This is a genomic window from Pseudomonas vranovensis, from assembly GCF_040438935.1.
Classification (GTDB): Bacteria; Pseudomonadota; Gammaproteobacteria; order Pseudomonadales; family Pseudomonadaceae; genus Aquipseudomonas; species Aquipseudomonas vranovensis.
The window spans coordinates 1,174,633-1,198,188 of sequence record NZ_CP159259.1; the positions used below are offsets into that span (position 1 = coordinate 1,174,633).

Genomic DNA, 23,556 nt, shown 5'->3' on the forward strand with positions numbered 1-23,556 from the left:
CGCCACATCGTCTGTTTGGATTACTGCTCGGTGTGGCGGTGCTTGTACCTTGTTGCCCAGGCTCACGAACCGGCACGACCCGAGGAGATGGCATGACCCCCACCGATGAACTGGAATCGCGTTTGCGCTTGCTCGAAGACGCCGAGGCGATTCGCCGGCTTAAAGCGCGCTATCTGGCCTGTTGCGACCTCAAGGATGCGCAGGGTATGCGCGACTGCTTCGCGTCAGGCCCGGTGCGCATCGACTATGGCCGGATCGGTGCGTTCGAGGACCGCGATCAGCTGGTGGCGATTTTCGAGGCGCTTGGCTGCCACCCGCACGTCGTCGAGATGCATCACGGCGTCAACCCGCAGATCGATGTCCTTGATCACGCACAAGCCCGCGGCACCTGGGGCCTGCATTACCAGATGATCGACACGCGCTCGCGCGTCATCACGCAACTCGGTGCGTACTACGAGGATGAGTACCGCAAGATCGACGGCCAGTGGAAGATCTCTGCCACGCGCTGCGTTGTAACGTCCACCCTGGAGGCGAGCTACGAGGACACGGCGCCCGGTGTGCGCTTTGCCGGGGTTCAGCCAATCGCGGTGCCGGTCATTCAGTCCGCAGCACAGGCGTTCGCCAATGAATAACGCTCACAGCAATCGGGTCGCGGTGGTGACAGGCGCGTCGCGCGGTGCCGGCAAAGGCATTGCACTGGCGCTCGGCGCGGAAGGCGCGACGGTTTATGTGACCGGCCGCTCGCAGAACGAGGGCGACGCGCCGTTGCCAGGTACGATCCACGCGACCGCGCGCGAGATCGACGCGTTGGGCGGCAAAGGCATCGCCGTCGCCTGTGATCACGCCGATGACGAGCAGGTGCGGAGTCTGTTTGAACGGGTCGAACGCGAAAGCGGGCGGCTCGATATCCTGGTCAATAACGCGACCTTTCTGCACGATCAACTGATTGAGCCTGGCCCGTTCTGGGAGAAGTCGCTCGATCTTGTCAACATCCTTGATGTCGGCTTGCGCTCGGCCTATGTGGCGAGCTGGCATGCGGCTGCGCTGATGGCTAAGCGGCGGGGCGGGCTGATCGCGTTTACCTCGTCATTCGGCTCGAACTGCTATATGCACGGTGCTGCATATGGCGCGCAGAAGGCCGGTGTCGACAAGTTCGCCAAGGACATGGCCGTGGATCTTCGCCCCTATGACGTTGCGGTGGTGTCCATCTGGATGGGCCCGCTGCGCACGGAGCGCACGACACGCGCATTGGAAGACCACCCGGAGCGCTACGAGGACTTCTCGTTTGTGCTGGAAAGCCCGGCGTTCACCGGCAAGGTCATTCACGCGTTGTATTGCGATTCGAACCGCATGACGCAATCCGGGCAGGTGCTGATCGGCGCAGAAGCGGCGCTGGCGTATGGCATTGTCGATCTGGACGGCACGCAGCCGCCCTCGTACCGCGAGGTGCTGGGTGGCCCGGTGCAGGCGCATCCGGCGATTGTCGAGTAGCGGCACGACGGGCCACTGTGGTGGCCGTGGGTACAGCACATCAAGTAAAACTTGATCCCGCGAGAGCAGCTCCTGTCCCTCAGAAGAAGCTGCGTTGCGCCTTGAACGTCACCATGCTGTCGCAGTACGTATTCATTCCCGAATACGCATCACATCCCCCGCCACTGAGGTTGGAATTGCTGTAGATCAGATCCAGGTCCATGCCGAACCACGGCCGCGACAGCTTCAGTGACCAGTCATTGAAGCTGTTCACCTGACCGCCGTTGCTCAGGGCATACGGTGTGCCCAACTGGTGATAGGCAAGCTTGAGGGTCAGGCCCACATCCACCATGGGCAACTGGCCGAAGTCGGCGAACAGAGTGCCGGTGCGGTTGGCGGGCTTGTCGTTGAAGGCGCCGCCCAGGCGGCTGCCCAGCCAGGTCAGGCCACCATACAAGGCATAGCTGTCGCGGTCCGCGAGGGTCGGGTGGCTGTAGTGGATCAGCCCCACTTCATAACCCAGGCTGTCGTCGAAGCGTTGTTTGTAGCCGAAGTAGCTGTCCAGCTGCAGGGAAGAGGTGGGCGTCAGGCCCATGCTCGGTGCGTACTGGCCGATGTACCAGCCGTCGGCGTGGGTCAGGTCGACACCCCCGTGAAAGGCGCCGATGGCGCCTGGCGAAATCAGCCCCTGGGCCATGGTGCGCGAGGCGCTGGTGCCCAGCTTGAAGTCGAAATCGCCCAGTTGGCGCTGGATCTGCTGGGCCATCAGCGCAGGGCTGAGCAACAACACCGTGGCCAGCAGAAGGAACCTGGTCATGGTCACCGTCCTGGAAAGCGTGTTCTAGAGGGGCAGAGGATACCCGTGCCGGCAGCCTGGGGAAACCTTGGAGGGGCGCATCGGCGTTGAAGGACTGTGGCAGACTGCGGGGTCCAATCATTGCCGCGCACTCGGACCGTGCGCACAACCATGAGGATTCAAGACTTTGAGCCGGGCAAGGATGTCGATCACAGCGCTCTTGATGGTGTTTTCCATTCACTCGATGGCCGAGCAGGTGTTGCAGATTCCCGGGCCTGAGGGGCCATTGCAGGGCACCCTGGTCAGTGGGGCTGAGCCCTCGGCCCCCATGGTGCTGATAATCCCCGGCTCCGGTCCGACCAACCGAGACGGCAACAGCCCGCTGGGTATCCGTGCAGCGCCCTATCGACTGCTCGCGCAGGAACTCGCAGCACGCGACATCCATTCCGTACGTATCGACAAGCGCGGGATGTTTGGCAGCCGGGCTGCGATCACCGATCCGGATCAGGTACGGATGCAGGACTATGCCTACGACGTAGGTGCCTGGGTCGAGTACCTCGCTGATCGCGGCAGCCAGCGTTGCATCTGGCTGCTGGGCCACAGCGAAGGTGGCCTGGTCGCACTGCAGACGGCGCAACACAGCACGCGCCTGTGCGGCCTGATTCTGGTCGCTACACCAGGCAGGCCATTGGCCTCGGTATTGCGCGATCAGCTCGAAAGCAACCCCGCCAACCAGCCGTTGATGCCCGAGGCACTGAACATCATCAGCGCGCTTGAGCAGGGCAAGACGGTGGCCGAGGTCTCCGCGCCGCTGGAACCATTGTTTCGACCGCAGGTGCAGGGATACCTGATCAGCATTTTCCAGGTCGATCCCGTGCAACTCATCAAGAACGTCAATGGACCGGTGCTGATCCTTCAAGGTACTGACGACCTGCAGGTACACACCGAGGATGCCCGAGCGCTGTCAAAGGCAAAGCCAGACGCCATCGTGAAGGTGCTTCCCCGCGTCAATCATGTCCTCAAGGAAGTGCCCGAGGGCGACACCCAAGCCAACCTGCGTTCTTACGCGCAGCGCGATCTACCCCTTGCACAAGGCGTGGTCGAGGCAATAGTCGCTGTCGTGAAGCCGTAGCCCGGGACCGGTCAGCGGCCATCGCTCGAAAGCGCGGGACTTCAGGGTGAAAAACCGGATAATGGCGGCCAAATTGTTTTGCTCGATGGTAATCCCGCATGGAAATCAAGGTTAACTTTCTCGACAACCTTCGACTTGAAGCCAAGTTCGATGACTTCACGGTGGTGGCCGATCAGCCCATTCGCTACAAGGGTGATGGTTCTGCCCCGGGTCCATTCGACTACTTCCTGGCTTCGTCGGCCCTGTGCGCGGCTTACTTCGTCAAGCTCTACTGCCAGACGCGTGACATCCCCACCGACAATATCCGCCTGTCGCAGAACAACATTGTCGACCCGGAAAACCGCTACAACCAGATCTTCAAGATCCAGGTCGAGCTGCCGGCGGATATCTCCGAAAAAGACCGCCAGGGCATCCTGCGCTCCATCGATCGTTGCACGGTAAAGAAAGTGGTGCAGACCGGGCCGGAGTTTGTCATCGAGGAAGTGGAAAACCTCGATGCCAACGCCCAGGCATTGCTGATGGTCAATCCGGATTCGGACGCCAGCACCTACATCGCCGGCAAGGACCTGCCCCTGGAGCAGACCATCGCCAACATGTCCGGGATCCTGGCGGGCCTGGGCATGAAGATCGAGATCGCGTCGTGGCGCAATATCGTTCCCAACGTATGGTCGCTGCATATCCGCGATGCACAATCGCCGATGTGCTTCACCAACGGCAAGGGTGCCACCAAGGAAAGCGCCCTGGCCTCGGCGCTGGGCGAGTTCATCGAGCGGCTGAACTGCAACTTCTTCTACAACGACCAGTTCTGGGGCGAAGAAATTGCCAACGCGCCGTTCGTGCATTACCCCGACGAGCGCTGGTTCAAACCGGGCCGCAAAGACGCGCTACCGGCTGGCCTGCTCGACGCCTACTGCCTGGAGATCTACAACCCCGATGGCGAGCTGCGCGGCTCGCACCTGTACGACACCAACTCCGGCAACGAGGAACGCGGTATCTGCTCGCTGCCGTTTGTACGTCAGTCGGACGGCGAGGTGGTGTACTTCCCCTCCAACCTGATCGAAAACCTCTACCTGAGCAACGGCATGAGCGCCGGCAACACCTTGGCCGAGGCCCAGGTACAGTGTCTGTCGGAGATCTTCGAACGCGCGGTCAAGCGTGAAATCCTCGAAGGCGAAATTGCTCTGCCGGATGTGCCGCAGGAGGTCCTGGCCAAGTACCCCGGTATTCTGGCCGGTATCCAGGGGCTGGAAGAACAGGGCTTCCCGGTCCTGGTCAAGGATGCCTCGCTGGGCGGGGATTTCCCGGTCATGTGCGTCACCCTGATGAACCCGCGCACCGGCGGTGTGTTCGCCTCCTTTGGTGCGCACCCAAGCCTTGAGGTGGCGCTGGAGCGCAGCTTGACCGAGTTGCTCCAGGGTCGCAGCTTCGAGGGCCTGAACGATTTGCCTCAGCCGACCTTTGAAAGCCATGCGTTGACCGAGCCGAACAACTTTGTCGAGCACTTCATCGACTCCAGCGGTGTGGTGTCGTGGCGCTTCTTCAGTGCCAAGGCCGATTTCGAATTTGTCGAGTGGGACTTCTCCGGGCAGGGCGAGCACGCCAACGCCGAGGAGGCCGCCACCTTGTTCGGCATTCTCGAAGGCATGGACAAGCAAGTGTACATGGCGGTGTACGAGCACCTGGGCGCAACGGCCTGTCGCATCCTGGTACCGGGTTACTCGGAGATCTACCCGGTGGACGACCTGATCTGGGACAACACCAACAAGGCACTGTTCTTCCGCGCCGATATCCTCAACCTGCACAGCCTGGACGAAGACGACCTGCAGGCACTGCTCGATCGCCTGATCGAGAGCGAGCTCGATGACTACACCGATATCTCTACCTTGATCGGCATCGAATTCGACGAAAACACGGCCTGGGGCCAGTTGACCATCCTTGAGCTGAAACTGCTGATCCACCTCGCGTTGCAGCAATTCGACGAGGCCAAGGAGTTGGTGGAAACCTTCTTGCAGTTCAACGACAACACCGTTGAGCGCGGGTTGTTCTACCAGGCCTTGAACGTGGCGCTTGAGGTGGAACTCGATGACGAGTTGGAGATGGCCGACTACGAGGTCAACTTCCGCCGCATGTTCGGTAATCCGCGCATGGATGCGGTGACAGGGTCGGTGGACGGCAGCGTGCGCTTCTTCGGCCTGACGCCGACGAGCATGAAGCTTGAAGGGCTCGACAAGCACCTGCGGCTGATCGAAAGCTACAAAAAGCTGCACAGTGCGCGGGCCAAGGTGGCCGCGTTGTCCAGCTGAATGGCAGTAAGCAAAAAAGCACCCTCGGGTGCTTTTTTGTTTTCTGGCCTCAGCTAAACAGCTCGACTTTGCCGGTGCTCAGGCGGTAGACACCGCCGACGACTTTCAGCGTGCCTTTGCCAAGGGCATCGGTGAGTAGCGGGGTGGCGTTTTTGAGGCGCTGGATGGAGTCCTTGACGTTCTGCACCGTCGCGTTCTCCATCAGATTGCCGGGTTGCTTGATGACCTTTTCGATGGCGGGCTTGAGTGCGTCAGTCAGTTTGGAGATATGCCCGGGGAACACGGTCTGGTCCTTCACCGCCTTGATACCGGCATCGATGGCGCCGCAGCTTTCATGGCCCAGCACCAGGATCAACGGGGCGCCGAGCACGGCCACTGCATATTCAAGGCTGGCCAGGCCTTCGTCGGTGACAAAATTGCCGGCCACACGGATGGCGAAAAGATCGCCGCGTGCAGTGTCGAAGGCGTACTCCGGGGCGATCCGTGAATCGGAGCAACTGAGCACTGCCACGAACGGGTTCTGGCCGGAAACCAATGCTTCGCGTTCATCCAGAAAGTCGTGTGTATCGGAGTTGCCACTGACATACCGCTCGTTGCCCTCGACCAAGCGATGCAGGGCCTGGTCGGGCGTCATGACGTTCTGGGGTTTGGGGGGCGCAGACGATTTCTCCGCGGCCTGGATCATCCGTGCAGGTAACGCGCCAGCCAGTAGCAGGGCGCTGGCCCCGAGACCGGCAAATTGAAGAAAGCGACGACGATCGGTGGGGGTGGACGTGGACGTTGAATCACATGATTTACACATGATGGTGTGTACTCAGGTCGACTCGGTGAGAGTAACTACGCTTGGGGCTGGTGCCTTGCACAACGACTGGCACCAGGACCCTCAAGTCTAGCTGACCTGCACGCTAAGCCTTTTGTGGGGCGGCCTCGACCTGCTCGGGTGCCTGCGCCTTTGCCTTCGCAGGTTTCAACTGCGAGACCCCGAACAGCACCAGGGCCAACCCGGCCATCTGGTACACCGACACCTCCTCACTGAGCACCGCCCATGAGGCCAGTACCGTCAGCACCGGCCCCAGGTTACCGACGGCGGCGGTATGCGTGGCGCCCATGCGCTGGATCGCCAGGGCTACCCAATAGATTGGCAGCACCGTGGACACTACCGCCATCAACGCTGCATACACCCATACCGCCGTGGGCAGTTGCCAGAGCCCGGCGAAATCGGCCACCAGCAGATAATGGGCCAGCACCATCAGCGATGACGCACCGCCCGCAAGCCCCGCCAGGCGCATGGAGTTCATGCGCTTGAGCATGATGCCTGTGCCCGAGTAATACAGTGCATAGGTCACCGCACTGGCGAACACCCACGCCGCGCCGACGATCACCTGGTTGCCCATGCCGGCGACGCTGACGTCATGCACGAAGGCGATCCCCAGGCCCAGGTAGCACAGACCCATCGCCGCTAGAGTGCGCAGGGTAGGGCGTTCGCGCAGGGCGATGGCCTGGAATACCAGCACCAGGGTCGGGTAAGTGAACAGGATCAGCCGCTCAAGCCCGGCGCTGATGTACTCAAGGCCATAGAAATCGAACAGGCTCGCCAGGTAGTAACCGAACAAGCCCAGTAGCATCACCCGCATCCCATCGCCCCAGCCCAGCGGCGCGTTGCTCGGGCCGCGGCTGGCCCATACCAGCCAGGCAAACAGCGGCAAGGCCAGGCCCATGCGCATCGCCAGCAGTGTGATCGCATCCACCTGGCTTGCCGCATACGACAACTTGACGAAAATCGCCTTGAGGCTGAACCCCAGGGCAGACAGCACCGCGAACAGGCTGCCGTTATGGACGCAGCGCTGGCACAACGCACGCAAATTATTCATGGGCAACCCAGGAGAGGAATGGAGACAGGGGTTATTCTAAAGAGAACGTAAATTCCGAAGAATCGCATTTTTACGAACGAAGCCTTCGCCAAAAGAGAACGCCACGTGCATTTCGACCTCTCCGACTTACGCCTGCTGATCGCGATTGCCACCACCGGGAGCCTGAGCAAGGCGGCGGCCAGTATTCCGGTTGCAGTCTCTGCCGCCAGTAGCCGCCTGCGCCTGTTCGAGGAGCGCTGTGGCATTACTGTGTTCACGCGCAAGGCTGATGGCATGCAACTCACCCCCTCCGGTCGGCTGGTACTGGAGGCGGCCCGCAGCGTGCTGGGCGAGGCGCAAAAGCTACAGGACACCCTCAAGGAGCTCGCCGGCCAGCGCCGCATCACCCTGCGCCTGGCGGCCACCACCGTGACCACCAGCACCCTGTTGCCGGCGGTACTGGGGGCATTCTTGGCCGACTATCCCGAGGTCGATCTGCAACTGACCGAGTACCGGAGTGCCGACGTCATGCGGGCGGTACTGACCGGCGAATGCGAAATCGGCGTGTATGACGGCAGTGTCATCAGCGATGGTGTGCTGTCGTTGCCGTTTCGCAACGAGCGGCTGGTGATGCTGGTGCCTGACGAGCACCCACTGTCCGCGTGCGAGCACACCCGCCTGAGCGATGCGCTGAGCTACCCGTTCATTGGCCTGCCGGCTGAGCGGGCCATGCAGCGTTTTGTCGAAGAGCGGGCGAGAAAACTGGCCATGCCGTTGCAGATCCGTGTGCGGGCCCCGAGCTTCGAGGCCATCGCCCAACTGGTCGCCCAGCGTGCCGGCATTGCCATGCTGCCGCAGACTACCGCGCTGCGCATGGAGCAGGAGTTGCCGGTGCGGATGGTCTTGCTGGGGGAGCGCTGGGCAACCCTTGAGCTGCGGTTGTGCATCAAGGGCTGGGAATCACTCAGCAGCCATGGCCGTGAGCTGGTGAGCTTTCTGAATCAGGATCGCGGGGCAAGTCGAGACGTCGCACCGCCGCTCACACATGTTCCGCGATAGCGATCTGTGTCTCACATCGCATCGCGGGGCAAGCCTGCCAGCGGGCTGCTTTCGCTTTGCGAACGCGACACGCTCAACCCCAGCAGCCCACCGATCACCAGTGCCCCGGCCATGAAGTACATCGCTGCATGGGTGTTCCCGGTGAGCTGCGTCAACCAGCCCACCACAATGGTGCTGAAGAACCCGGCCACGTTGCCCAGCGAGTTGATCAAGGCAATCGCCGCCGCTGCGGCCGCGCCACCGACCACCGCCGTGGGCATGCCCCAGAACACCGGCAAGCTACTGATCATCGCCGCCGTGCCGACGGTAAGGCCGATCATCGACAACAACAGGCTGTCACCGAACAACGTACCGAACACCACCCCGGCACCGCCAATGAAAGCGCAGATCGCCAGGTGCCAGCGGTACTCGCGAAGTCGGTCTGAGCTGCGCCCCACCAGCACCATGCTCACCGTCGCCACCGAATAGGGGATCGCCGTCAGCACGCCGATGGCCCAGGGCTCGGCGACGCCACTGTTGCGGATGATGGTGGGCATCCAGAAGCTGATGACGTACTGCCCCAGCACCAGGCAAAAATACACCCCGCCCAACAGCCAGATTTTCGGGTTCAGCAAACCGTCGCGCAACGAGTGACCAGACTTGGCCCTGGCTTCGCGATCCAGCGCCGCCTGCATCCCGCGCTTTTCTTCGGGGCTGAGCCAGCGGGCATCGGCAATGCGATCGCGCAGCAGGAAAAACACCGCAGCGCCCAATGCCACCGCTGGCAATCCTTCGATCACGAACAGCCACTGCCAGCCGGCGTAACCGGCCACGCCATCGAAGTACTGCATGATCAAGCCGGAAATCAGCGAGCCGAGCATGCTCGATATCGGCAGGGCAGCGATGAACATTGAAATCATCACGCCGCGGCGATGGCTGGGAAACCAGGTGGTGAGGTAGAAGATGATCCCGGGAAAGAAACCGGCTTCGGCGATGCCGATCAGAAAGCGCAGCACGTAGAAGGTCATCGGCGTTTCGATGAACATCATCGCAGCCGACAGCAGGCCCCAGGTCATCATGATGCGGGCGATCCAGCGTCGGGCGCCAAATTTGTGCAGGGCGATATTGCTGGGAATCTCGAACATCAGGTAACCGACGAAGAACACGCCGGCGCCCAGGCCGTATACCGCCTCGCTGAATTTCAGGTCATCGAGCATCTGTAACTTGGCAAAGCCGACGTTGACCCGGTCGAGGTAGGCCACCAGGTAGCAGACAATCAGCAGCGGAATGATCCGCCACGCGGTCTTGCGGTATGCAGCGTGCAGTGCGGCGTCCGGCAGGTCGCCGGGGAGTGGCGGTAGGGGGGTCATCTCGAGCCTCTTTCTTGTTGTTGTAGGGGCAATCGGCAAATGGCAATGCAACGGGTCAGAGCGCGCGGCCTCCCGGCCAGTCACCGCACGCGCACATGTCCCGGACAACTTCGCGGATCAACTCGCTGATCAGCGTTTTCAACTGGCTGGCAGGCATCGAGGCGCAACTGCAGATACCCAGGGTGCGCGACACCCCCTCGGCGGCAACCCGATGGGCTACCAGGCGCCCGTCTTCGATTTCGCGCATGGCCAGGTTCAACGGCATGATGGTGTGGCCAATGCCAGCCTCGACCGCGCTCTTGAGGATGTGGACGGAGTTGACCTCCATGGCGATCTCGCCCACGGTCAGCCCGTGTTGTGCCACTGCCTGTTCAACCAGGGTGCGGGTGCTGTGGCCATGGGCCTGGCTGGGAAACACCAGCGGCCGTGCCAGCGCCTGTTCCAGTGACACGTCACCGGCAGGCGGTGCATCCGGTGCATTGGCCCGGTGGATCAGGTAGAAGTCTTCTTCGATCAGGGCACTGAACAGCACCTGTGCAGGCAGGTCGGCAGAGCTGAACAGGGCAAGGTCCACGCGGCCACGGATCAGTTGGTCCATGACGTTGCCGGTCAGCTCTTCATTGAGGTGGAATGCTACCTGCGGATAGCGTGCGGCCACCGCCCGCATCAAGGGCATGGCGAGGATGGTGGCGACACTTTGCGGCAGCGCCACGATGATCGAGCCGCTGACCGCGTCCGGGCTGCTGGTGACGGCGGCGCGGGCGTCGAGCAGGTGCTTGAGCATGCCCTGGGCATATTCATAGAACACCTTGCCGGCTTCACTGGCGACCACGCCGTTGTGGCTGCGATGAAACAGCTGCACGCCCAGCTCGTCCTCCAGTGCCGACATCTGTTTGCTCAAGGCCGATTGCGCCACATGCACCTGGCGCGCGGCCTGGGACAAGCTGCCGCAATCAATCACAGCGACAAAGTATCTGATCTGGCGAATTTCCATTTGGGCTTCCTGCAGCACGGGAACGTACGGGGCCGGTGAGGGTACAGCGCCTCAGCCGGTGGCGTGTCCGCGAGGAAAAATCTTCCCGGGGTTCATCAGTTGCTTCGGGTCCAGTGCGGCCTTGATCGCTTTCATGGCATCCACCGCGTTAGCCCCGTGTTCAACCGCCATGAAGTGCTGTTTGGTCAAGCCGATGCCGTGCTCGCCGGTGCAACTGCCGTGCATGGCAATCGCGCGTTCGGCCAGTCGATGAGCGGCCGCTTCGGCGCGTTCGACTTCGCCATGATCGTCAGGGTCAACCAGGATCAACGCATGGAAATTGCCGTCGCCTACGTGGCCGAAAATGGGGGCGAGCAAGCCATTTTCCGCAAGGTCTGCGGCGGTCGCTTCAATACAGTCGGCCAGGCGCGAGATCGGCACCACCGCATCGGTGGTCAGGGCGCGACAACCAGGGCGCAGGGCCAGGGCAGCGAAATAGCCGTCGTGGCGGGCTTGCCACAGGCGGCTGCGGTCTTCTGGATGCACCGCCCATTCAAAGTCCAGGCCCTGGTGTTCGTCGGCGACCATGCGCACCGTTTCCAGCTGTTCCTTCACACCGGCCTCGGAGCCATGCAGCTCGAACAGCAACGAGGGCACCTCGCGAAGTTGCGTCTTGCTGTAGGCGTTGAGGGCGCGCATGGTCAGCGCGTCGAGCAACTCGATACGGGCGATGGGCACGCCCAGCTGGATGATCTGGATCACCGCACGTACGGCGTGATCGACACTGGGGAATCGGCACACGGCTGCCGAAATGGCCTCCGGAATCGGGTGCAGTTTGACGGTCAGCTCGGCGATGGTCGCCAGCGTACCGCCCGAGCCCACCAGCAGATGGGTCAGGTCATAACCTGCCGAAGACTTGCGCGCCCGGCCACCGGTGTTGATCACGCGTCCGTCAGCCAGCACGGCGGTCATGCCCAGCACGTTTTCGCGCATGGTGCCGTAGCGCACGGCGTTGGTGCCCGAGGCGCGGGTTGCCGCCATACCGCCCAGGGACGCATCGGCACCCGGGTCGATGGGGAAGAACAGCCCGGTACCGTGCAAGGCGGCATTGAGCTGCTTGCGGGTCACACCCGGTTGTACGGTGGCGTCCATGTCGTCGACGCGAATTTCGACAATCTGGTTCATGCCCGAGACATCAATGCTCACGCCACCATGGGTGGCCTGCAACCAACCTTCCAGCGAGGTGCCGCTGCCATAGGCGATCATCGGCACGTCGTGGTGATAGCACGCGACACTGATGCCGACAATATCGTCAAGGCTGTTGGCGTAGGCAACGGCATCCGGCGGCATTGGGTCGAGGGCGGAAATATCGCTGCCATGGTGTTCGCGCACGCTGGCGGAGGTAGAGAGCCGGTCACCGAGCAGCAGGCACAGGTCATCGCGCAGGGAGTGGGGCAGGGGCATCGAGCAGTCTCCGGTTCTTGTTCGCCGCGTCGGTCATGCGGCATTTGTAGGGAGTTGTTGCTCATCTTAGGCAGGCTTTGGCCAACACCCGTAGTGCTGATTTCAGATGGAGTCATCTCTTGAAGAGATGGACTGACACACAGGAGGCGTTGACTTACTCACGCCCGCTGCGCGGCCGATCGCAGGCTGTCGCCAGCGGCTACACGGGGTGATCTGTAGCCGCTGCCGAGAAACGAGGCTGCGATCGACTGTATCGCAGTCGCCCTGCCTTTAGCCTTCTTTGATATCGCCGCAGAACAGCGGCTGGCTGCCGTCTGCAGGGCTGGTGCGAACGACCAGGGCATGGTCACCCTTGGCCAGTTGGCTCAACGCCACGGGTGCCTGTGCCCAGTACTGGGTACGCGGTGCCAGCGAGGGATAGTCGACGCTGTTGGCCTGCGGGGTGGTGTAGGCAAGTTTGCCCGGGTGCTGGCATGACCCCGCGACGATCGTAGTGTCCAGGCGGTTGGAAACGGCCATGTCGTGGGGCACGCCACCGACCGTGAGCTTGATGCTGGTTTGATCGCCCACCGGGCTGAGGGTGGCGCGTGCGATGTGCGTTGCGTTCAGCGCGGTAGCCTGGAGGGGGACATCGACAATCTCGGACCTGCTCGCGCAGCCTGAAACTGCCCCAACCGCCACTACCAACGCCAGCCAAGATGCTCTGTTCATCACAGATCTCCGGATGTGAGGTGTGTTGATTTCGTCCCCCATATGAAGTCTAGTGGCCTGCTCCGGGCGTGGGATCCAACTGATGGATGGTAGGGCTCGCAGTACCCCAGTGTTGTCGCTAGCAACAGAAGAGGTGAGATTTCTTGAGCGTTGAAAAAAGCGCAGTCGCGCTGAATTGGCAGGAGGTAGGGCAGGGCTTCAAACAGCTCTTGCCCATTTCCCTGTTTGTTGTGGTGTTTGGCGTGGCCTTCGGGCTTGCCGCGGCACAGCGGGGCCTGGACGATGCCTCGACGGTGCTCATGAGCGCGCTGGTGTTTGCCGGCGCGGCGCAGTTCGCCGCGCTGGATCTGTGGGGGCAGCAGGTGCCGGTCGTGCCGTTGATGGTCACCGTGTTTGCAATCAATGCCCGCCACCTGTTGATGGGAGCGACCTTGTACCCCTGGCTTCGCGACCTTCCGCGGGCAAAGCGCTACGGTGTGATGCTGGTGGTTTCGGACGCCAACTGGGCGATGTCGATGCAGGCCTACAACGCTGGCAAGTCGGGGTTGGGGTTGCTGTTTGGCGGTGGGCTCGCCCTGTGGTCGGCATGGGCACTGGGCAGCTGGCTGGGGCTGGTGTTCGGCAGCGCGATCCAGGACCCGGTGAGCCTGGGCCTGGACATGGTAATGGGCTGCTTTTTGCTGGCCATGGTGATCGGGGGGCAAAAGAACCTGCGCATGCTGGTCATCTGGAGTGTAGCGGCGGGCTCGTCGTTGCTGGCGTACGCCTACTTGCCGGAAAACAGTCATGTCGTGGTGGGCGCCCTGGCCGGAGGCATTCTGGGCGCGGTGTGGATGGAGAAAAAGAATGAGCATTGATAGCGCAGGGTCCGGCACCTTTCTCATCATCCTGATCATGGCGGTGGTCACCCTGGTCACGCGCTGGGGTGGTGTGTTCGTGATGTCCTTTGTTCCGATCAACTACCGGGTGCAGCAGTTCATCAGTGCGATGTCCGGCTCGGTTCTGGTGGCGGTGCTGGCGCCATTGGCGGTCACTGGTGACAACGGCGCGCGGCTCGCCTTGCTGACAACGGCCGTGGTGATGCTGGCGCTGCGCAAGCCGCTGCCGGCCATTGCGGCGGGAATTGTTGTGGCTGCGCTGTTCAGACAACTCGCGATTGTCCTGTAACATGCCAATCCCTACCTGCGTACCAAGAAGCTGAAAATGGACCTTCACTCGATTCTCGCGTTTACCCTGGTGGCAGCCATTGCCATCGCCAGCCCTGGCCCGGCGACGTTGATGGCGATCAACAACAGCCTGGCGTACGGGCCGCGTTACGCCGTGTGGTCCTCGATCGGCAATGCCAGCGGGCTGTTCTGCCTGTCGGCTGCGGCAATGTTGGGGCTGGGGGCTTTGCTGGCGAGTTCGGAGTGGATGTTCAACGCCGTGAAGATCCTGGGCGCAGGCTACCTGTTCTACCTGGGTGCCAAGCAGCTGCTCAAGAAGACCCCGATGCTGGCAGGGGATGTCCAGGCTGGTGGTAGTCAGGTCAAGCCATCGCGCATGAAACTGTACAAATCGGCCTTCCTGACTGCGGCCACCAACCCCAAGGCGACGATGTTCTTCACTGCACTGTTCCCGCAGTTCATTGACCAGGGCGCAGCGCTGCTGCCGCAATTCCTGCTCCTGACCTCGATATTCATGGCGTTGTCACTGGCGTCGTTGAGCGTCTATGCCGCGTTGGCTTCCCGGGCCAAGGGTGTGCTGACACGCCCTGCGTTCTCGGTGTGGATCAGCCGGCTGGTGGGCTCGACATTCATCGGCTTTGGCGCGGCGATCCTGGCAATGCGCCGCCAGGCTGCCTAGCCCGCTCCCACCATGCGACTGCTGTGCAGTCGATCGCAGCCTCGTGCCTCGGCAGCGGCTACAAATTGCCGGTGTAGCCGCTGGCGCCAGCCTGCGATCGACCGCGCAGCGGTCGTGGTTCAAGACAGTTGCTCATACGGACACCACTGGACAGCAAGAGCGCAGCGAATTGTGCTCTTGATCTTCTGCCCCGTTAACCAGAAGGGCCGAGCGGAGGTGTCGTGGAGGGGCTGGCGCAAAGCGCCTTCGGCCTTGGCCGAAGATGCGAAGCGTAGAGTTGCTTGCAACGCGTAGCTCGCATTGCCCCGTAGCGACACCGGAGCGAGGGGACCCGAAGCGCAGCGTAGGGCACCTGGTGGTGCAGGCGTTTTGCCTACTTTTTCCAAGAAGAAAGTAGGGCGCCGTAAGGGCACAAGGGTAACTCAGCACCACCCCAGATAATGGATAAACACACACATCCAAATCGCGGGGCAAGCCCGCCCCTACCGGCCCAAGCCGGCGGGAGCGAACCACCTTTGGGCCTGACAATGCCGAGGTCAATCTGCTGACCGGGTTGCGACTGCTGTGCAGTCGATCACAGTCTCGTTCCTGGGCAGCGGCTACAGCGTGCAGGCCAGGCTGATGTAGCCGCGCCAGCCTGCGATCGGCCGCGCAGCGGTCGTGGTTCAAGGCAGAAGCGCCTACCCGTCAGCGCACCCCTGCCTGGCGCAGTGCAGCCGGGGTGTAGTTGCTCGCCGAGGCGACGGCACCGAATTCGATGCTGCGCTTTTCTTCGTTTTTCAGGCCCAGCACCGAATAACGGCCAGACTGCAGGTCGTACAGCACTTCGGCGGTATAGCCAGGCACTTGCTTGTGGTAGTACTGCTGGGCATGCCCCTCTCCCACACGCCACAGCTGGCCGCGGCCGTCGTAATGATCCACTTCTGCCAATTGCCAGGTGTCCTCATCGAAGTACATGTGCCGTGTCGAATAGATGTGGCGCTGCCCCGGCTTGACCTTGGCCACCACCTCCCAGACGCGGTGCAGCTCGTAGCGGGTCAGGTCCTGGTTGATATGCCCGGCCTGCAGGATGTCGGCATACTTGAGGCTGGGTGAGTCGAGCCGGTAGCTGTTGTAGGGAATGTACAGCTCCTTTTTGCCGACCAGTTCCCAGGTGTAGCGATCCGGCGCGCCGTTGAACATGTCGTAGTTGTCCGAGGTGGCCAGGCCATCGGCGGCAGTGGCCGGGCCATCGTAGGCAACCTGGGGCGCGCGGCGCACCCGGCGCTGGCCTGCGTTGTACAGCCAGGCATCGCGCGGCGACTTCACCTGGTCGATGGTTTCGTGAACCAGCAGCACGTTGCCGGCCAGGCGTGCCGGCCCTGTCACGCGCTGGATAAAGTAGAACAGGATGTTCTCGGCCTTCTGCTTGTCCAGGCCCGGCAGTTCGCGCGGATACGAAATCTCGTCTTCGAGCTGGACCATGCTGAAATCGCCGTTGGCTTGCGGCTGAACCCGCGTTGCCAAGCGGTTGATGTTGCCGCCCCGGTAGCGGGTCAGGTGATTCCACAGCACTTCGATGCCACTCTGCGGCACGGGGAAGGCGTAATAGCGGGTATCGGCAAAGCCGCTCAGGCCGTTACCGCCATCGACCTGTTCGGTCTTGACCGCACTGGCCTTGATCACCGGGTAGATGTCTGCTGGCAGCGCTGCGCTGCGATGAGTCGGGTACACCGGGATTTTATAGGTGCTCGGGTAGCGCTCGAACAGGGCCAGTTGGCCCGCCGTGAGTTTGTCCTTGTGCTGCGCGACCGTGGCTGCGGTGATGACGAACAAGGGCTTTTCAGCGGCAAAGGGGTCGGACAAAAAGCCCTTGCTGTCGACTGTGCCCGCAGTGGCGGGCAGGCCGCCGGCCCAGGCCGGAATGCTGCCCGACGCATTGCCGGCCTTGAGGGCACCGATTGGTGTCAGCGTGGTGCCCAGTTGCGCAGCCTCCTCGGGGGACACCTTGGCCATCACTGCCGAGGCCATCAGCGAAAGCGCCAGCGCGCCGGTTTGCACAAATTTTATTGTTGTTTTCATGGGGTTGCTCTCACGTTAGAAAACGCTCATTCATTCATCGGCCCAGGTACAGCAGGCCAATCACCAACAGCGCAAGGAACAATGTTTCGCCGACCATCAAGGCGATGGGGCGCCAGCCAACGGTGGCCAGTTTTTGCAGCGAGGTTTTCAAGCCCAGGGCCGCGATGGCGACCACCAGGCAGGCTCGCGAGGTTTCGCTCAGGGCCTGGACAACGAAGTGCGGCATCAATCCACTGCTGTTGACCGCGACCAGGCAGATGAACGCCAGCAAGAATCCCGGTACCAGCGGGATGCGCCGTTCACTGTGCGCTTGTGTGCTCTGCTGCCTGCGAAACAGCCATGCGATTACCACCACTGCGGGCACCAGCAGGGCGACACGCAACAACTTCACCACGGTGGCGATGTCGCCGGTTGCCGGAGAGATCATGTATCCGGCGCCGACTACCTGCGCCACATCGTGAATGGTGCCGCCCAGAAAGGTCCCGGCCTGCGCGGGCGAAAAGCCCAGCAGGTTGCTGATAATCGGATAGGTGATCATTGCCACGGTCGAAAGCCCGGTTACAGCGACCACCGTGAGCAACGTATCGCGCTCGCTGTGCTCATGCCTGGGCAGTACGGCGGAGATCGCCAGGGCCGCGGAGGCACCGCAGATGGCGACGGCACCTCCGGTCAACACCCCGAAGTCGTCACGTACACCCAGCAGGCGGGCACTCATCCAGCCGACCAGAATCGTCGCGGTGACTGCGCATACGGCCGCCAGCACCGTGAACCAGCCCAGCGAGCCGATCTGCTCCAGAGTGATTCGCACGCCCAGCAAGGCCACACCGAGGCGCAGGACCGTCCGCGAGGTGAAGGTGATGCCCGCAACGCAGCGGCTGTCTTCACTGAGAAAGTGGCATGCCATGCCAAACAGCAAGGCGTAGAGCAGGGTGGGGCCACCATAATGGTCAGCGATGAACGCCGAGGCCATGGCGATGGCCAGGCTGACCAGTAATCCGGGGCCCAGGGCCTGCATGCGGGCCAGTCGTTGTCTGAAAGCGCTGACAGGCACAGCGCACTGTACGTCTTTGGTCATGAAAGGCATCTCGTGCCCGGCCGGTTGCAGCAAGCCTCCGCCGGGTCGTGGTCGTTCACTCGGTGGGTGTCTGCTCGAAGCACGGTAGGGAGCGGTCGATCACCACCCAGGGCTGTGCCGAGGCGCACCACAGGTGCAGATTCGGTGCGCTGTTGCGCGGATGGCTCAGGGTGCCGGCCTTGACCGCCAGCACGCCCGGCATCGAAGCGATTTCCGAATACAGTGCCGAGCCACATCGGGTGCAGAAGTAGCGTTTGACCGGCAGGCCACTGCCTCCGGCCTTGGCGTAACAACCCAGGCTGACGCCCTGGACCAGGAAGCCTTCGGCCTGCACCAGCAGGTTGACCGAAAAAGCGCTGCCGCTCTGCTTTTGGCAGTCGATGCAGTGACAGACTGCGGTGGACAGCGGGGCGAGGTGGCTGGAGTAGTGGATGCCGCCACACAGACAGTTGCCTTTGATTGTATTCATGAGGGGTCTCGTTTATTACCGGGTTGGATTGCACAGTTGGAGCCAGGCTGCCATCCACGCGCCAACTGCAGGGTCCGGCTGAAGCTGCGCCGGGCACCCGACAGCAGTACTGCAGCAAGGGTGCAGGCAATCAGCGTGACGGCCAGGATCGAGTAGCGGATGGCGGCAGGGTCGGCCAGCACGTAGTCGGTGATGACGCCGATGGCCACCGGGCCGATGCCGGCACCGAGCAGGTTGAGGACACCGGTGAACAAGGCGATGAACTGTCCGCGCATCGGCGTGGGCGACATCTCGACGATCAACGCTGGGCCAACGCCGAACAGGCACACCCATAAGGCGGCGGTGAGGGCCAGGAACGGCAGCGCCATGGAGGCATCGGGCGCCAGCAACAAGGGGATCGCGCCCACGGGCAGGCCGATGCTGGCGATGATCGCGACGCGCAGGTTGCCGTTTTCCACGCCGCGACGGTGCCAGAATTCCCCGAGCCAACTGGCACCGAGCACACCCAGAGGCGCGCTTACGCACATGATCAGCCCCATCACGGTGCCGGCTTTGGCGTAAGTCCAGCCGAACTCGCGTACCAGATAGCTCGGCACCCAGGTACCGCCGCCATAGACTGCGGCGTTGTAGCAGCCCAGTCCGAGCACAATGGTGGCGAAGGAACGCTGGTTGCTACGCAGGAATGCCCCGACTTCCGCCAGCGGCACGCCCAGCGGCGCCGACCCCGGCACAACCCTGGCACCACGCATGCGCGGTTCCGGTACGCCAAACATCAGTGCCAGTACGATCAGCCCCGGCAGGCCGATGGACATCAACGTGGTCTGCCAGGGAGCCAGGGTTCCCAGTACGGGCAAGGTCACGGGATGGGCGCTGAAGTAGCCGAGCACGAGGCCGGTGGCCAGCAGACCACCCCCCACACCGACCGGGCCGCCGGCGCCGAATACACCCAGGGCGCGGCCGCGCTTGTGTGGCACGAACAGGTCGCTGATCAGCGACACGGCACCCGGCAGCAGTACTGCTTCGCCCACCGCCACACAGATGCGGGCCACCAGCAGGTGCCAGAATTCGGTGGCCAGGCCGCTGGCAGCGGTGGCCAGGCACCATACGCCGATGCCGACCGTGATAATCAGGCGCCGATTGCCACGATCGATCAGTCGGGCCAGTGGCAGGCCTGCCAGGGAGTAGAAGGCCGCGAACGTGAAACCGTGGAGCATGCCCATCCAGGTGTCGTTGACGTGAAGGGACTGCTGGATCGGCCCGACCAGCAGACTGAGAATCTGCCGGTCCATGATCGAGAACATATAGGCAAGCAGCAGCACACCCAGGGCATAGCTGGCCTGGCCACGGCTGGGTAGCCACGGTGCAGGGCAGGGCACGGCCGCAGTGTGCAGAGTTGTTGTACGGGTCATCGACGGTTTACCTCTGGGACTGAGTGTTGAAGTCGAGGCCGCGCGGCGTTCGGCACACCGCGCAGTGTTGCCCTAGCGCGCTGCGGGAGCGCCGTCGATGTTGTTCTGCACAGGAAGCAGGCGGCGGTAACCGCCACCGTGGAATACCAGAGGGGCTTTGTCGACACGGTCGAAGGCCAGTACCTCACCGACCAGGATGATGTGATCGCCACCCTCGTACTGGTAGGTGGTCTTGCACTGGAAGCGAGCCGAGCAGCCATCGAGCAAGGGAATGTCGCTAGGACCGCGTTGCAGCTCGAGCGCTTCGAACTTGTCGCTGGCGCTTTTGGCGAAACGGTTGGACAACACCTCCTGGTCAGTTGCCAGAATGTGCACGGCAAAGTGCGAGCCCTCGGTAAAGGCGTGTGCCGAGGAGGAATCCTTGTTGATGCTCCACAGCACCATCGGCGGGTCGATCGAGACCGAGTTGAAACTGTTGGCAGTCAGTCCATAGTCCTGACCATCCAGGCCACGGGTGGTAACGATGGTCACGCCGGTGGTGAAGGCGCCCAGCGCCTGGCGGAACTGCCGGGGTTCGAAGTTGGAAGTGTTCATTGACATGGACTCCATTGCCGCCGGGCGTGCCAGCGGCTAATTGTTGTTGGTGTGGAGTGACTCAGCGCTTGAGCAGTGGCATGACCAGGCGACCGAAGCGCTCTGCTTCTTCGTGGTGCGGGTAGCCGGAGAGGCAGAAGCCGGTGCAACCGGCGTCGACGAAGGCCAGCAACTGGTCGGCGACTTGCTGGGGGTTGCCGACCACCGCCACGCCGGCACCGGGCCGCACCTCGGTGATGCCGGTCCACAGGTGCGGGGTCATCTTGCGCCCGACCGTTCGGGACAGTTCTTTCTGCCGTTGGTTGGCGACAGACTCAGCCATCATGGTTTTGACCTGCTCGGTCCAGGCCGGGTCGGCACCATCGACCAGCGCATCGGCGGCGGCCCAGGCCTGCTCTTCGGTCTCGCGGCAGATGATCTGCAGACGCATGGCGAACTCGATCTCCTCACCACGGCCATACTTGGCCGCGCGTTCACGCATTTCCTTGACCTGTTCGGCGATACGCTCCGGGTAATCGCCCCAGAACAGGTGTACCGAGGAGTGTTTGGCCGAAATTTCGGCGGCCTGTTCGGAGCCGCCACCGAGGAAGAACGGCGGGTGAGGCTGCTGGAGCGGTGCCGGGATGATCTTCGGGCCGTGAGCCTGGTAATACCTGCCCTCGTGCTCCACGCTTTCCTCGGTCCACAGGCGTTTCATCAGCTCGACTTCTTCTTCCATCTGCTCATAACGCCCTTCCTTGGAACTGATCTGGCCCTCGGCGTAGGCATCTTTCTCACTGAGGCCGGCGATCAGGTTGATGTAGATGCGGCCCTTGGACATCTGGTCGAAGGTGGCGAACATCTTTGCCTGGGCGACCGGATGGATGAAGCCTGGCTTGACCGCCACCAACGCCTTCAGACGCTCGGTGCGGGCAATCACGAATGCGGCGGTCACCCAGGCGTCCCAGCAGAAGGGGGTCACTGGCACCAATACGTAATCGAACCCGGCTTCTTCGGCGGTAACGGCCACCCGCTCGAAATGCTCGCGGGACTGCGAGATGCTTTTGGTCGGATCACTGAAGGCAGTGGTGTCGCCAATGGTTGGGATGAACCAGCCCATTTGCAGGGTTTTATTGTTATTCATGGTTGCGCGCTCGCACAGATGATGGGTGGAGCGACTACACCAAAGCCTGTACCGTGAAGGAAATGAATATGTGGAATTCCGGGAATGCAGAATATTAATACCCGTACCCTGGACCTGAACCTGCTGGTGGTTTTCGCCACCTTGTGGGAGACACAGAACGTCACTCGCGCCAGCGAGCGCCTGGCACTCAGCCAGCCAGCGGTGAGTCATGCCCTGCGACGATTGCGCGAGCGGCTGGGCGATGAACTGTTCGTGAACGGGCGCAACGGCTTGGTGCCGACGGCGCGCGCCACCGAACTGATAGGCCCGGTGCGTGATGCACTGACGCGGCTGGATGACGTTTTGCAAGGCTCCGTACCCTTTCTGCCGGGGGCAGCGCAGCGCACGTTCCGGATTGCCTCAGGCGACTTCGTCGAATTCCTGATCCTGCCCAGGCTGATCCAACACATCGCCCGCGAGGCACCCGGGGTGATGATCGAGGTGGTGCCGCTGCCGCCTGCCAGCACCTTGGCGCCGTTGCTGGAGCGAGGTGAAATTGATCTGGTCATCAGCACGCCCATGGCGCAGGGTGCGAGCCTGCGCCACGAGTCGATCACCACGGTTTCCCTGCTTACGCTGATCTGGGAGCGCGAAGGCCTTGCGCCCGGACGCTTCCCCCTGGAGCTGTACCTCGAACGGCCACAGGTGATGATCGAAATACACCAGCGCGAAGGCAACATCATCGATACCACCCTCAAGGCCCGAGGCCTTGCCCGGCGCATCGGGGTACTGGTGCAGAACTTCATGGCGATGCCGGTGATCGCTTCACAGACAGGCTACATCTGCAATTTGCCGGGCCCGATCGCCCGTGTCTTTGCGCCAACGTTCGGCCTCAGTTGCCACGAGCCGCCGGTCGACTTTCCGGCGCCGGAACTGGTTGCCTACTGGCACAACCGGTTCGATACCGACCCTGGCCTGAAATGGCTGCGTGAGCGGATAAAAGACTGCGCGGTCGGGTAGCGGTTACAGGTGCAGGCCAAACCGTGTAGCCGCTGGCGGCAGCCTGCGATCGAGCGCGCAGCGGTCCTGGTCCAAGTCAGTTGTTCCCGGCGGGTTGAAATGCGCGGCATTGCCCGACAGAATCGCGCCCCGATCCGGGCAAATGAAGAAGGGCAGCGGTTGAACGAACAGACATTGTCCATGCGCCTTGAGCGCGTGGCAGCGCAGGTGCCGGCCGGGGCGCGCCTGGCCGATATCGGCTCGGATCACGGCTATCTGCCGGTGGCCTTGATGCGCCGTGGCCTGATTGCGGCGGCGGTGGCCGGCGAGGTGGCGTTGACGCCTTTTCGCGCGGCCGAACGCACGGTGCGCGAAGAAGGCCTGGAACAGCACATTACCGTACGCCTGGCCAACGGCCTGGCGGCGATCGAGCCGAGTGACGGGATCACCGCCGTGAGTCTGTGCGGTATGGGCGGCGAGACGATCCGCGACATCCTCGAGCGCGACAACATGCGCCTGTGCGGGAAGGCGCGGCTGATCCTGCAGCCGAACGGCGGCGAACAGCCATTGCGCCGGTGGCTGATGGAAAACGGTTACCGCATCCTCCATGAAGAGGTGCTGCGCGAGAACCGCTTCGATTACGAGATCATCGTCGCCGAGCGTGGCGAGCCTGTGGCGTACACCGACCTGGAGCTGTACTTCGGCCCGTTGCTGATGCAGGCGCGCAGCGAGGCGTTCCTGCGCAAATGGCAACGCCGGTTGCGGCTCAAGCAACGGATCCTGGCACACCAGGCGGCGCCTGAAGAGGTCGCCCGGCACGTTCGATGGATCAGCGAACTGCTGGAGCCGTAACAGCACTGGGGGCTCCCACCAGTGCTGTGTACGACAGTGGCCC

23 protein-coding genes are annotated in these 23,556 nt (G+C 62.5%); 10 read left to right on the forward strand and 13 right to left on the reverse strand.

Translation table 11 applies throughout. The features are described from left to right. Positions 1 to 92: 92 nt before the first annotated feature. Positions 93 to 632 carry a nuclear transport factor 2 family protein gene (locus ABVN19_RS05415; RefSeq protein ID WP_051270350.1) on the forward strand — a complete coding sequence of 180 codons (540 nt, stop codon included), beginning with the start codon at positions 93 to 95 and terminating at the stop codon, positions 630 to 632. After that, positions 625 to 1,491, forward strand: coding sequence for an SDR family NAD(P)-dependent oxidoreductase (locus ABVN19_RS05420; protein WP_028941503.1), 867 nt, complete (start codon positions 625 to 627; stop codon positions 1,489 to 1,491). The genes ABVN19_RS05415 and ABVN19_RS05420 overlap by 8 nt, the downstream gene beginning before the upstream one ends. 79 nt (positions 1,492 to 1,570) lie before the next feature. Here the strand turns inward: ABVN19_RS05420 and ABVN19_RS05425 are convergent, their stop codons facing one another. After that, positions 1,571 to 2,287 carry a TorF family putative porin gene (locus ABVN19_RS05425; RefSeq protein ID WP_028941504.1) on the reverse strand — a complete coding sequence of 239 codons (717 nt, stop codon included), beginning with the start codon at positions 2,285 to 2,287 and terminating at the stop codon, positions 1,571 to 1,573. A gap of 202 nt (positions 2,288 to 2,489) precedes the next feature. Here ABVN19_RS05425 and ABVN19_RS05430 point away from each other — a divergent pair, with 202 nt between their 5' ends. Both ABVN19_RS05430 and ABVN19_RS05435 read left to right on the forward strand, forming a co-directional pair. Next, positions 2,490 to 3,398, forward strand: coding sequence for an alpha/beta fold hydrolase (locus ABVN19_RS05430; protein ID WP_209420920.1), 909 nt, complete (start codon positions 2,490 to 2,492; stop codon positions 3,396 to 3,398). Between the two features lie 98 nt (positions 3,399 to 3,496). Further along, entirely contained in the window at positions 3,497 to 5,701 is a 2,205-nt protein-coding gene (locus tag ABVN19_RS05435; RefSeq protein ID WP_105642512.1) for an OsmC domain/YcaO domain-containing protein, read from the forward strand. A gap of 49 nt (positions 5,702 to 5,750) precedes the next feature. Here the strand turns inward: ABVN19_RS05435 and ABVN19_RS05440 are convergent, their stop codons facing one another. Continuing rightward, positions 5,751 to 6,503, reverse strand: a complete 753-nt coding sequence (locus ABVN19_RS05440) for a carbonic anhydrase (protein ID WP_105642513.1) — start codon at positions 6,501 to 6,503, stop codon at positions 5,751 to 5,753. A gap of 103 nt (positions 6,504 to 6,606) precedes the next feature. Continuing rightward, a complete protein-coding gene (locus tag ABVN19_RS05445) occupies positions 6,607 to 7,572 on the reverse strand; it encodes a DMT family transporter (protein WP_028941508.1) in 966 nt (321 codons plus the stop codon). A gap of 105 nt (positions 7,573 to 7,677) precedes the next feature. Here ABVN19_RS05445 and ABVN19_RS05450 point away from each other — a divergent pair, with 105 nt between their 5' ends. Continuing rightward, a complete protein-coding gene (locus ABVN19_RS05450) occupies positions 7,678 to 8,610 on the forward strand; it encodes a LysR family transcriptional regulator (protein ID WP_028941509.1) in 933 nt (310 codons plus the stop codon). An 11-nt stretch (positions 8,611 to 8,621) separates the two neighbouring features. Here the strand turns inward: ABVN19_RS05450 and ABVN19_RS05455 are convergent, their stop codons facing one another. From ABVN19_RS05455 to ABVN19_RS05470, 4 genes are all read right to left on the reverse strand, one after another. Further along, the gene (locus ABVN19_RS05455) at positions 8,622 to 9,959 is read right to left on the reverse strand and encodes an MFS transporter (protein WP_028941510.1); all 1,338 of its coding nucleotides are present in this window, start codon (positions 9,957 to 9,959) and stop codon (positions 8,622 to 8,624) included. Positions 9,960 to 10,014: 55 nt separating this feature from the next. Further along, positions 10,015 to 10,953, reverse strand: coding sequence for a LysR substrate-binding domain-containing protein (locus tag ABVN19_RS05460; RefSeq protein ID WP_028941511.1), 939 nt, complete (start codon positions 10,951 to 10,953; stop codon positions 10,015 to 10,017). Between the two features lie 51 nt (positions 10,954 to 11,004). Further along, positions 11,005 to 12,396 (reverse strand): FAD-linked oxidase C-terminal domain-containing protein, encoded by a 1,392-nt coding sequence (locus ABVN19_RS05465; RefSeq protein WP_105642514.1) that lies wholly within the window; start codon positions 12,394 to 12,396, stop codon positions 11,005 to 11,007. Positions 12,397 to 12,666: 270 nt separating this feature from the next. Next, positions 12,667 to 13,107 carry a hypothetical protein gene (locus ABVN19_RS05470; RefSeq protein WP_028941513.1) on the reverse strand — a complete coding sequence of 147 codons (441 nt, stop codon included), beginning with the start codon at positions 13,105 to 13,107 and terminating at the stop codon, positions 12,667 to 12,669. Positions 13,108 to 13,250: 143 nt separating this feature from the next. Here ABVN19_RS05470 and ABVN19_RS05475 point away from each other — a divergent pair, with 143 nt between their 5' ends. Genes ABVN19_RS05475 through ABVN19_RS05485 form a run of 3 tightly spaced genes read left to right on the forward strand, consistent with a single transcriptional unit; the run spans position 13,251 to position 14,952 of the window. Then, entirely contained in the window at positions 13,251 to 13,964 is a 714-nt protein-coding gene (locus ABVN19_RS05475; protein WP_051270353.1) for an AzlC family ABC transporter permease, read from the forward strand. Continuing rightward, on the forward strand, positions 13,954 to 14,274 hold the full coding sequence (locus tag ABVN19_RS05480; protein ID WP_028941515.1) for an AzlD domain-containing protein: 321 nt from the start codon (positions 13,954 to 13,956) through the stop codon (positions 14,272 to 14,274). Before ABVN19_RS05475 ends, ABVN19_RS05480 begins: the two co-directional genes overlap by 11 nt. A 36-nt stretch (positions 14,275 to 14,310) precedes the next feature. After that, positions 14,311 to 14,952, forward strand: coding sequence for a LysE family translocator (locus ABVN19_RS05485; RefSeq protein ID WP_028941516.1), 642 nt, complete (start codon positions 14,311 to 14,313; stop codon positions 14,950 to 14,952). A 687-nt stretch (positions 14,953 to 15,639) separates the two neighbouring features. Here the strand turns inward: ABVN19_RS05485 and ABVN19_RS05490 are convergent. The 6 genes from ABVN19_RS05490 to ABVN19_RS05515 form a co-directional block, all read right to left on the reverse strand. Beyond that, positions 15,640 to 17,013: a DUF1329 domain-containing protein gene (locus ABVN19_RS05490; RefSeq protein WP_028941517.1), complete on the reverse strand. Its 1,374-nt coding sequence runs from the start codon at positions 17,011 to 17,013 to the stop codon at positions 15,640 to 15,642. Positions 17,014 to 17,047: 34 nt separating this feature from the next. Continuing rightward, the gene (locus ABVN19_RS05495; RefSeq protein ID WP_105641833.1) at positions 17,048 to 18,088 is read right to left on the reverse strand and encodes a putative sulfate exporter family transporter; all 1,041 of its coding nucleotides are present in this window, start codon (positions 18,086 to 18,088) and stop codon (positions 17,048 to 17,050) included. A gap of 55 nt (positions 18,089 to 18,143) precedes the next feature. Beyond that, on the reverse strand, positions 18,144 to 18,557 hold the full coding sequence (locus tag ABVN19_RS05500) for a GFA family protein (RefSeq protein ID WP_028941518.1): 414 nt from the start codon (positions 18,555 to 18,557) through the stop codon (positions 18,144 to 18,146). Further along, positions 18,554 to 19,966 carry an MFS transporter gene (locus ABVN19_RS05505; protein WP_051270356.1) on the reverse strand — a complete coding sequence of 471 codons (1,413 nt, stop codon included), beginning with the start codon at positions 19,964 to 19,966 and terminating at the stop codon, positions 18,554 to 18,556. Before ABVN19_RS05505 ends, ABVN19_RS05500 begins: the two co-directional genes overlap by 4 nt. Positions 19,967 to 20,038: 72 nt before the next feature. Next, positions 20,039 to 20,560 (reverse strand): flavin reductase family protein, encoded by a 522-nt coding sequence (locus ABVN19_RS05510; RefSeq protein ID WP_051270361.1) that lies wholly within the window; start codon positions 20,558 to 20,560, stop codon positions 20,039 to 20,041. Positions 20,561 to 20,621: 61 nt separating this feature from the next. After that, complete coding sequence (locus ABVN19_RS05515) at positions 20,622 to 21,683, reverse strand: LLM class flavin-dependent oxidoreductase (protein ID WP_105641828.1); 1,062 nt, start codon at positions 21,681 to 21,683, stop codon at positions 20,622 to 20,624. 84 nt (positions 21,684 to 21,767) lie between these two features. Here ABVN19_RS05515 and ABVN19_RS05520 point away from each other — a divergent pair, with 84 nt between their 5' ends. Together ABVN19_RS05520 and ABVN19_RS05525 are read left to right on the forward strand one after the other, a co-directional pair. Continuing rightward, on the forward strand, positions 21,768 to 22,682 hold the full coding sequence (locus tag ABVN19_RS05520) for a LysR family transcriptional regulator (RefSeq protein WP_028941521.1): 915 nt from the start codon (positions 21,768 to 21,770) through the stop codon (positions 22,680 to 22,682). 159 nt (positions 22,683 to 22,841) lie between these two features. Next, entirely contained in the window at positions 22,842 to 23,513 is a 672-nt protein-coding gene (locus ABVN19_RS05525; protein WP_280643186.1) for a tRNA (adenine(22)-N(1))-methyltransferase TrmK, read from the forward strand. Positions 23,514 to 23,556 lie beyond the last annotated feature (43 nt).

Coding starts and splice junctions, on each gene's coding strand:
- ABVN19_RS05430 (WP_209420920.1), top strand. CDS start 2,490: ATGGTGTTTTCCATTCACTCGATGGCCGAGCAGGTGTTGCAGATTCCC.
- ABVN19_RS05520 (WP_028941521.1), top strand. CDS start 21,768: ATGCAGAATATTAATACCCGTACCCTGGACCTGAACCTGCTGGTGGTT.
- ABVN19_RS05480 (WP_028941515.1), top strand. CDS start 13,954: ATGAGCATTGATAGCGCAGGGTCCGGCACCTTTCTCATCATCCTGATC.
- ABVN19_RS05415 (WP_051270350.1), top strand. CDS start 93: ATGACCCCCACCGATGAACTGGAATCGCGTTTGCGCTTGCTCGAAGAC.
- ABVN19_RS05425 (WP_028941504.1), bottom strand. CDS start 2,287: ATGACCAGGTTCCTTCTGCTGGCCACGGTGTTGTTGCTCAGCCCTGCG.
- ABVN19_RS05420 (WP_028941503.1), top strand. CDS start 625: ATGAATAACGCTCACAGCAATCGGGTCGCGGTGGTGACAGGCGCGTCG.
- ABVN19_RS05465 (WP_105642514.1), bottom strand. CDS start 12,396: ATGCCCCTGCCCCACTCCCTGCGCGATGACCTGTGCCTGCTGCTCGGT.
- ABVN19_RS05495 (WP_105641833.1), bottom strand. CDS start 18,088: ATGACCAAAGACGTACAGTGCGCTGTGCCTGTCAGCGCTTTCAGACAA.
- ABVN19_RS05515 (WP_105641828.1), bottom strand. CDS start 21,683: ATGAATAACAATAAAACCCTGCAAATGGGCTGGTTCATCCCAACCATT.
- ABVN19_RS05490 (WP_028941517.1), bottom strand. CDS start 17,013: ATGAAAACAACAATAAAATTTGTGCAAACCGGCGCGCTGGCGCTTTCG.
- ABVN19_RS05460 (WP_028941511.1), bottom strand. CDS start 10,953: ATGGAAATTCGCCAGATCAGATACTTTGTCGCTGTGATTGATTGCGGC.
- ABVN19_RS05440 (WP_105642513.1), bottom strand. CDS start 6,503: ATGTGTAAATCATGTGATTCAACGTCCACGTCCACCCCCACCGATCGT.
- ABVN19_RS05500 (WP_028941518.1), bottom strand. CDS start 18,557: ATGAATACAATCAAAGGCAACTGTCTGTGTGGCGGCATCCACTACTCC.
- ABVN19_RS05510 (WP_051270361.1), bottom strand. CDS start 20,560: ATGAACACTTCCAACTTCGAACCCCGGCAGTTCCGCCAGGCGCTGGGC.
- ABVN19_RS05445 (WP_028941508.1), bottom strand. CDS start 7,572: ATGAATAATTTGCGTGCGTTGTGCCAGCGCTGCGTCCATAACGGCAGC.
- ABVN19_RS05505 (WP_051270356.1), bottom strand. CDS start 19,966: ATGACCCGTACAACAACTCTGCACACTGCGGCCGTGCCCTGCCCTGCA.
- ABVN19_RS05470 (WP_028941513.1), bottom strand. CDS start 13,107: ATGAACAGAGCATCTTGGCTGGCGTTGGTAGTGGCGGTTGGGGCAGTT.
- ABVN19_RS05435 (WP_105642512.1), top strand. CDS start 3,497: ATGGAAATCAAGGTTAACTTTCTCGACAACCTTCGACTTGAAGCCAAG.
- ABVN19_RS05455 (WP_028941510.1), bottom strand. CDS start 9,959: ATGACCCCCCTACCGCCACTCCCCGGCGACCTGCCGGACGCCGCACTG.
- ABVN19_RS05485 (WP_028941516.1), top strand. CDS start 14,311: ATGGACCTTCACTCGATTCTCGCGTTTACCCTGGTGGCAGCCATTGCC.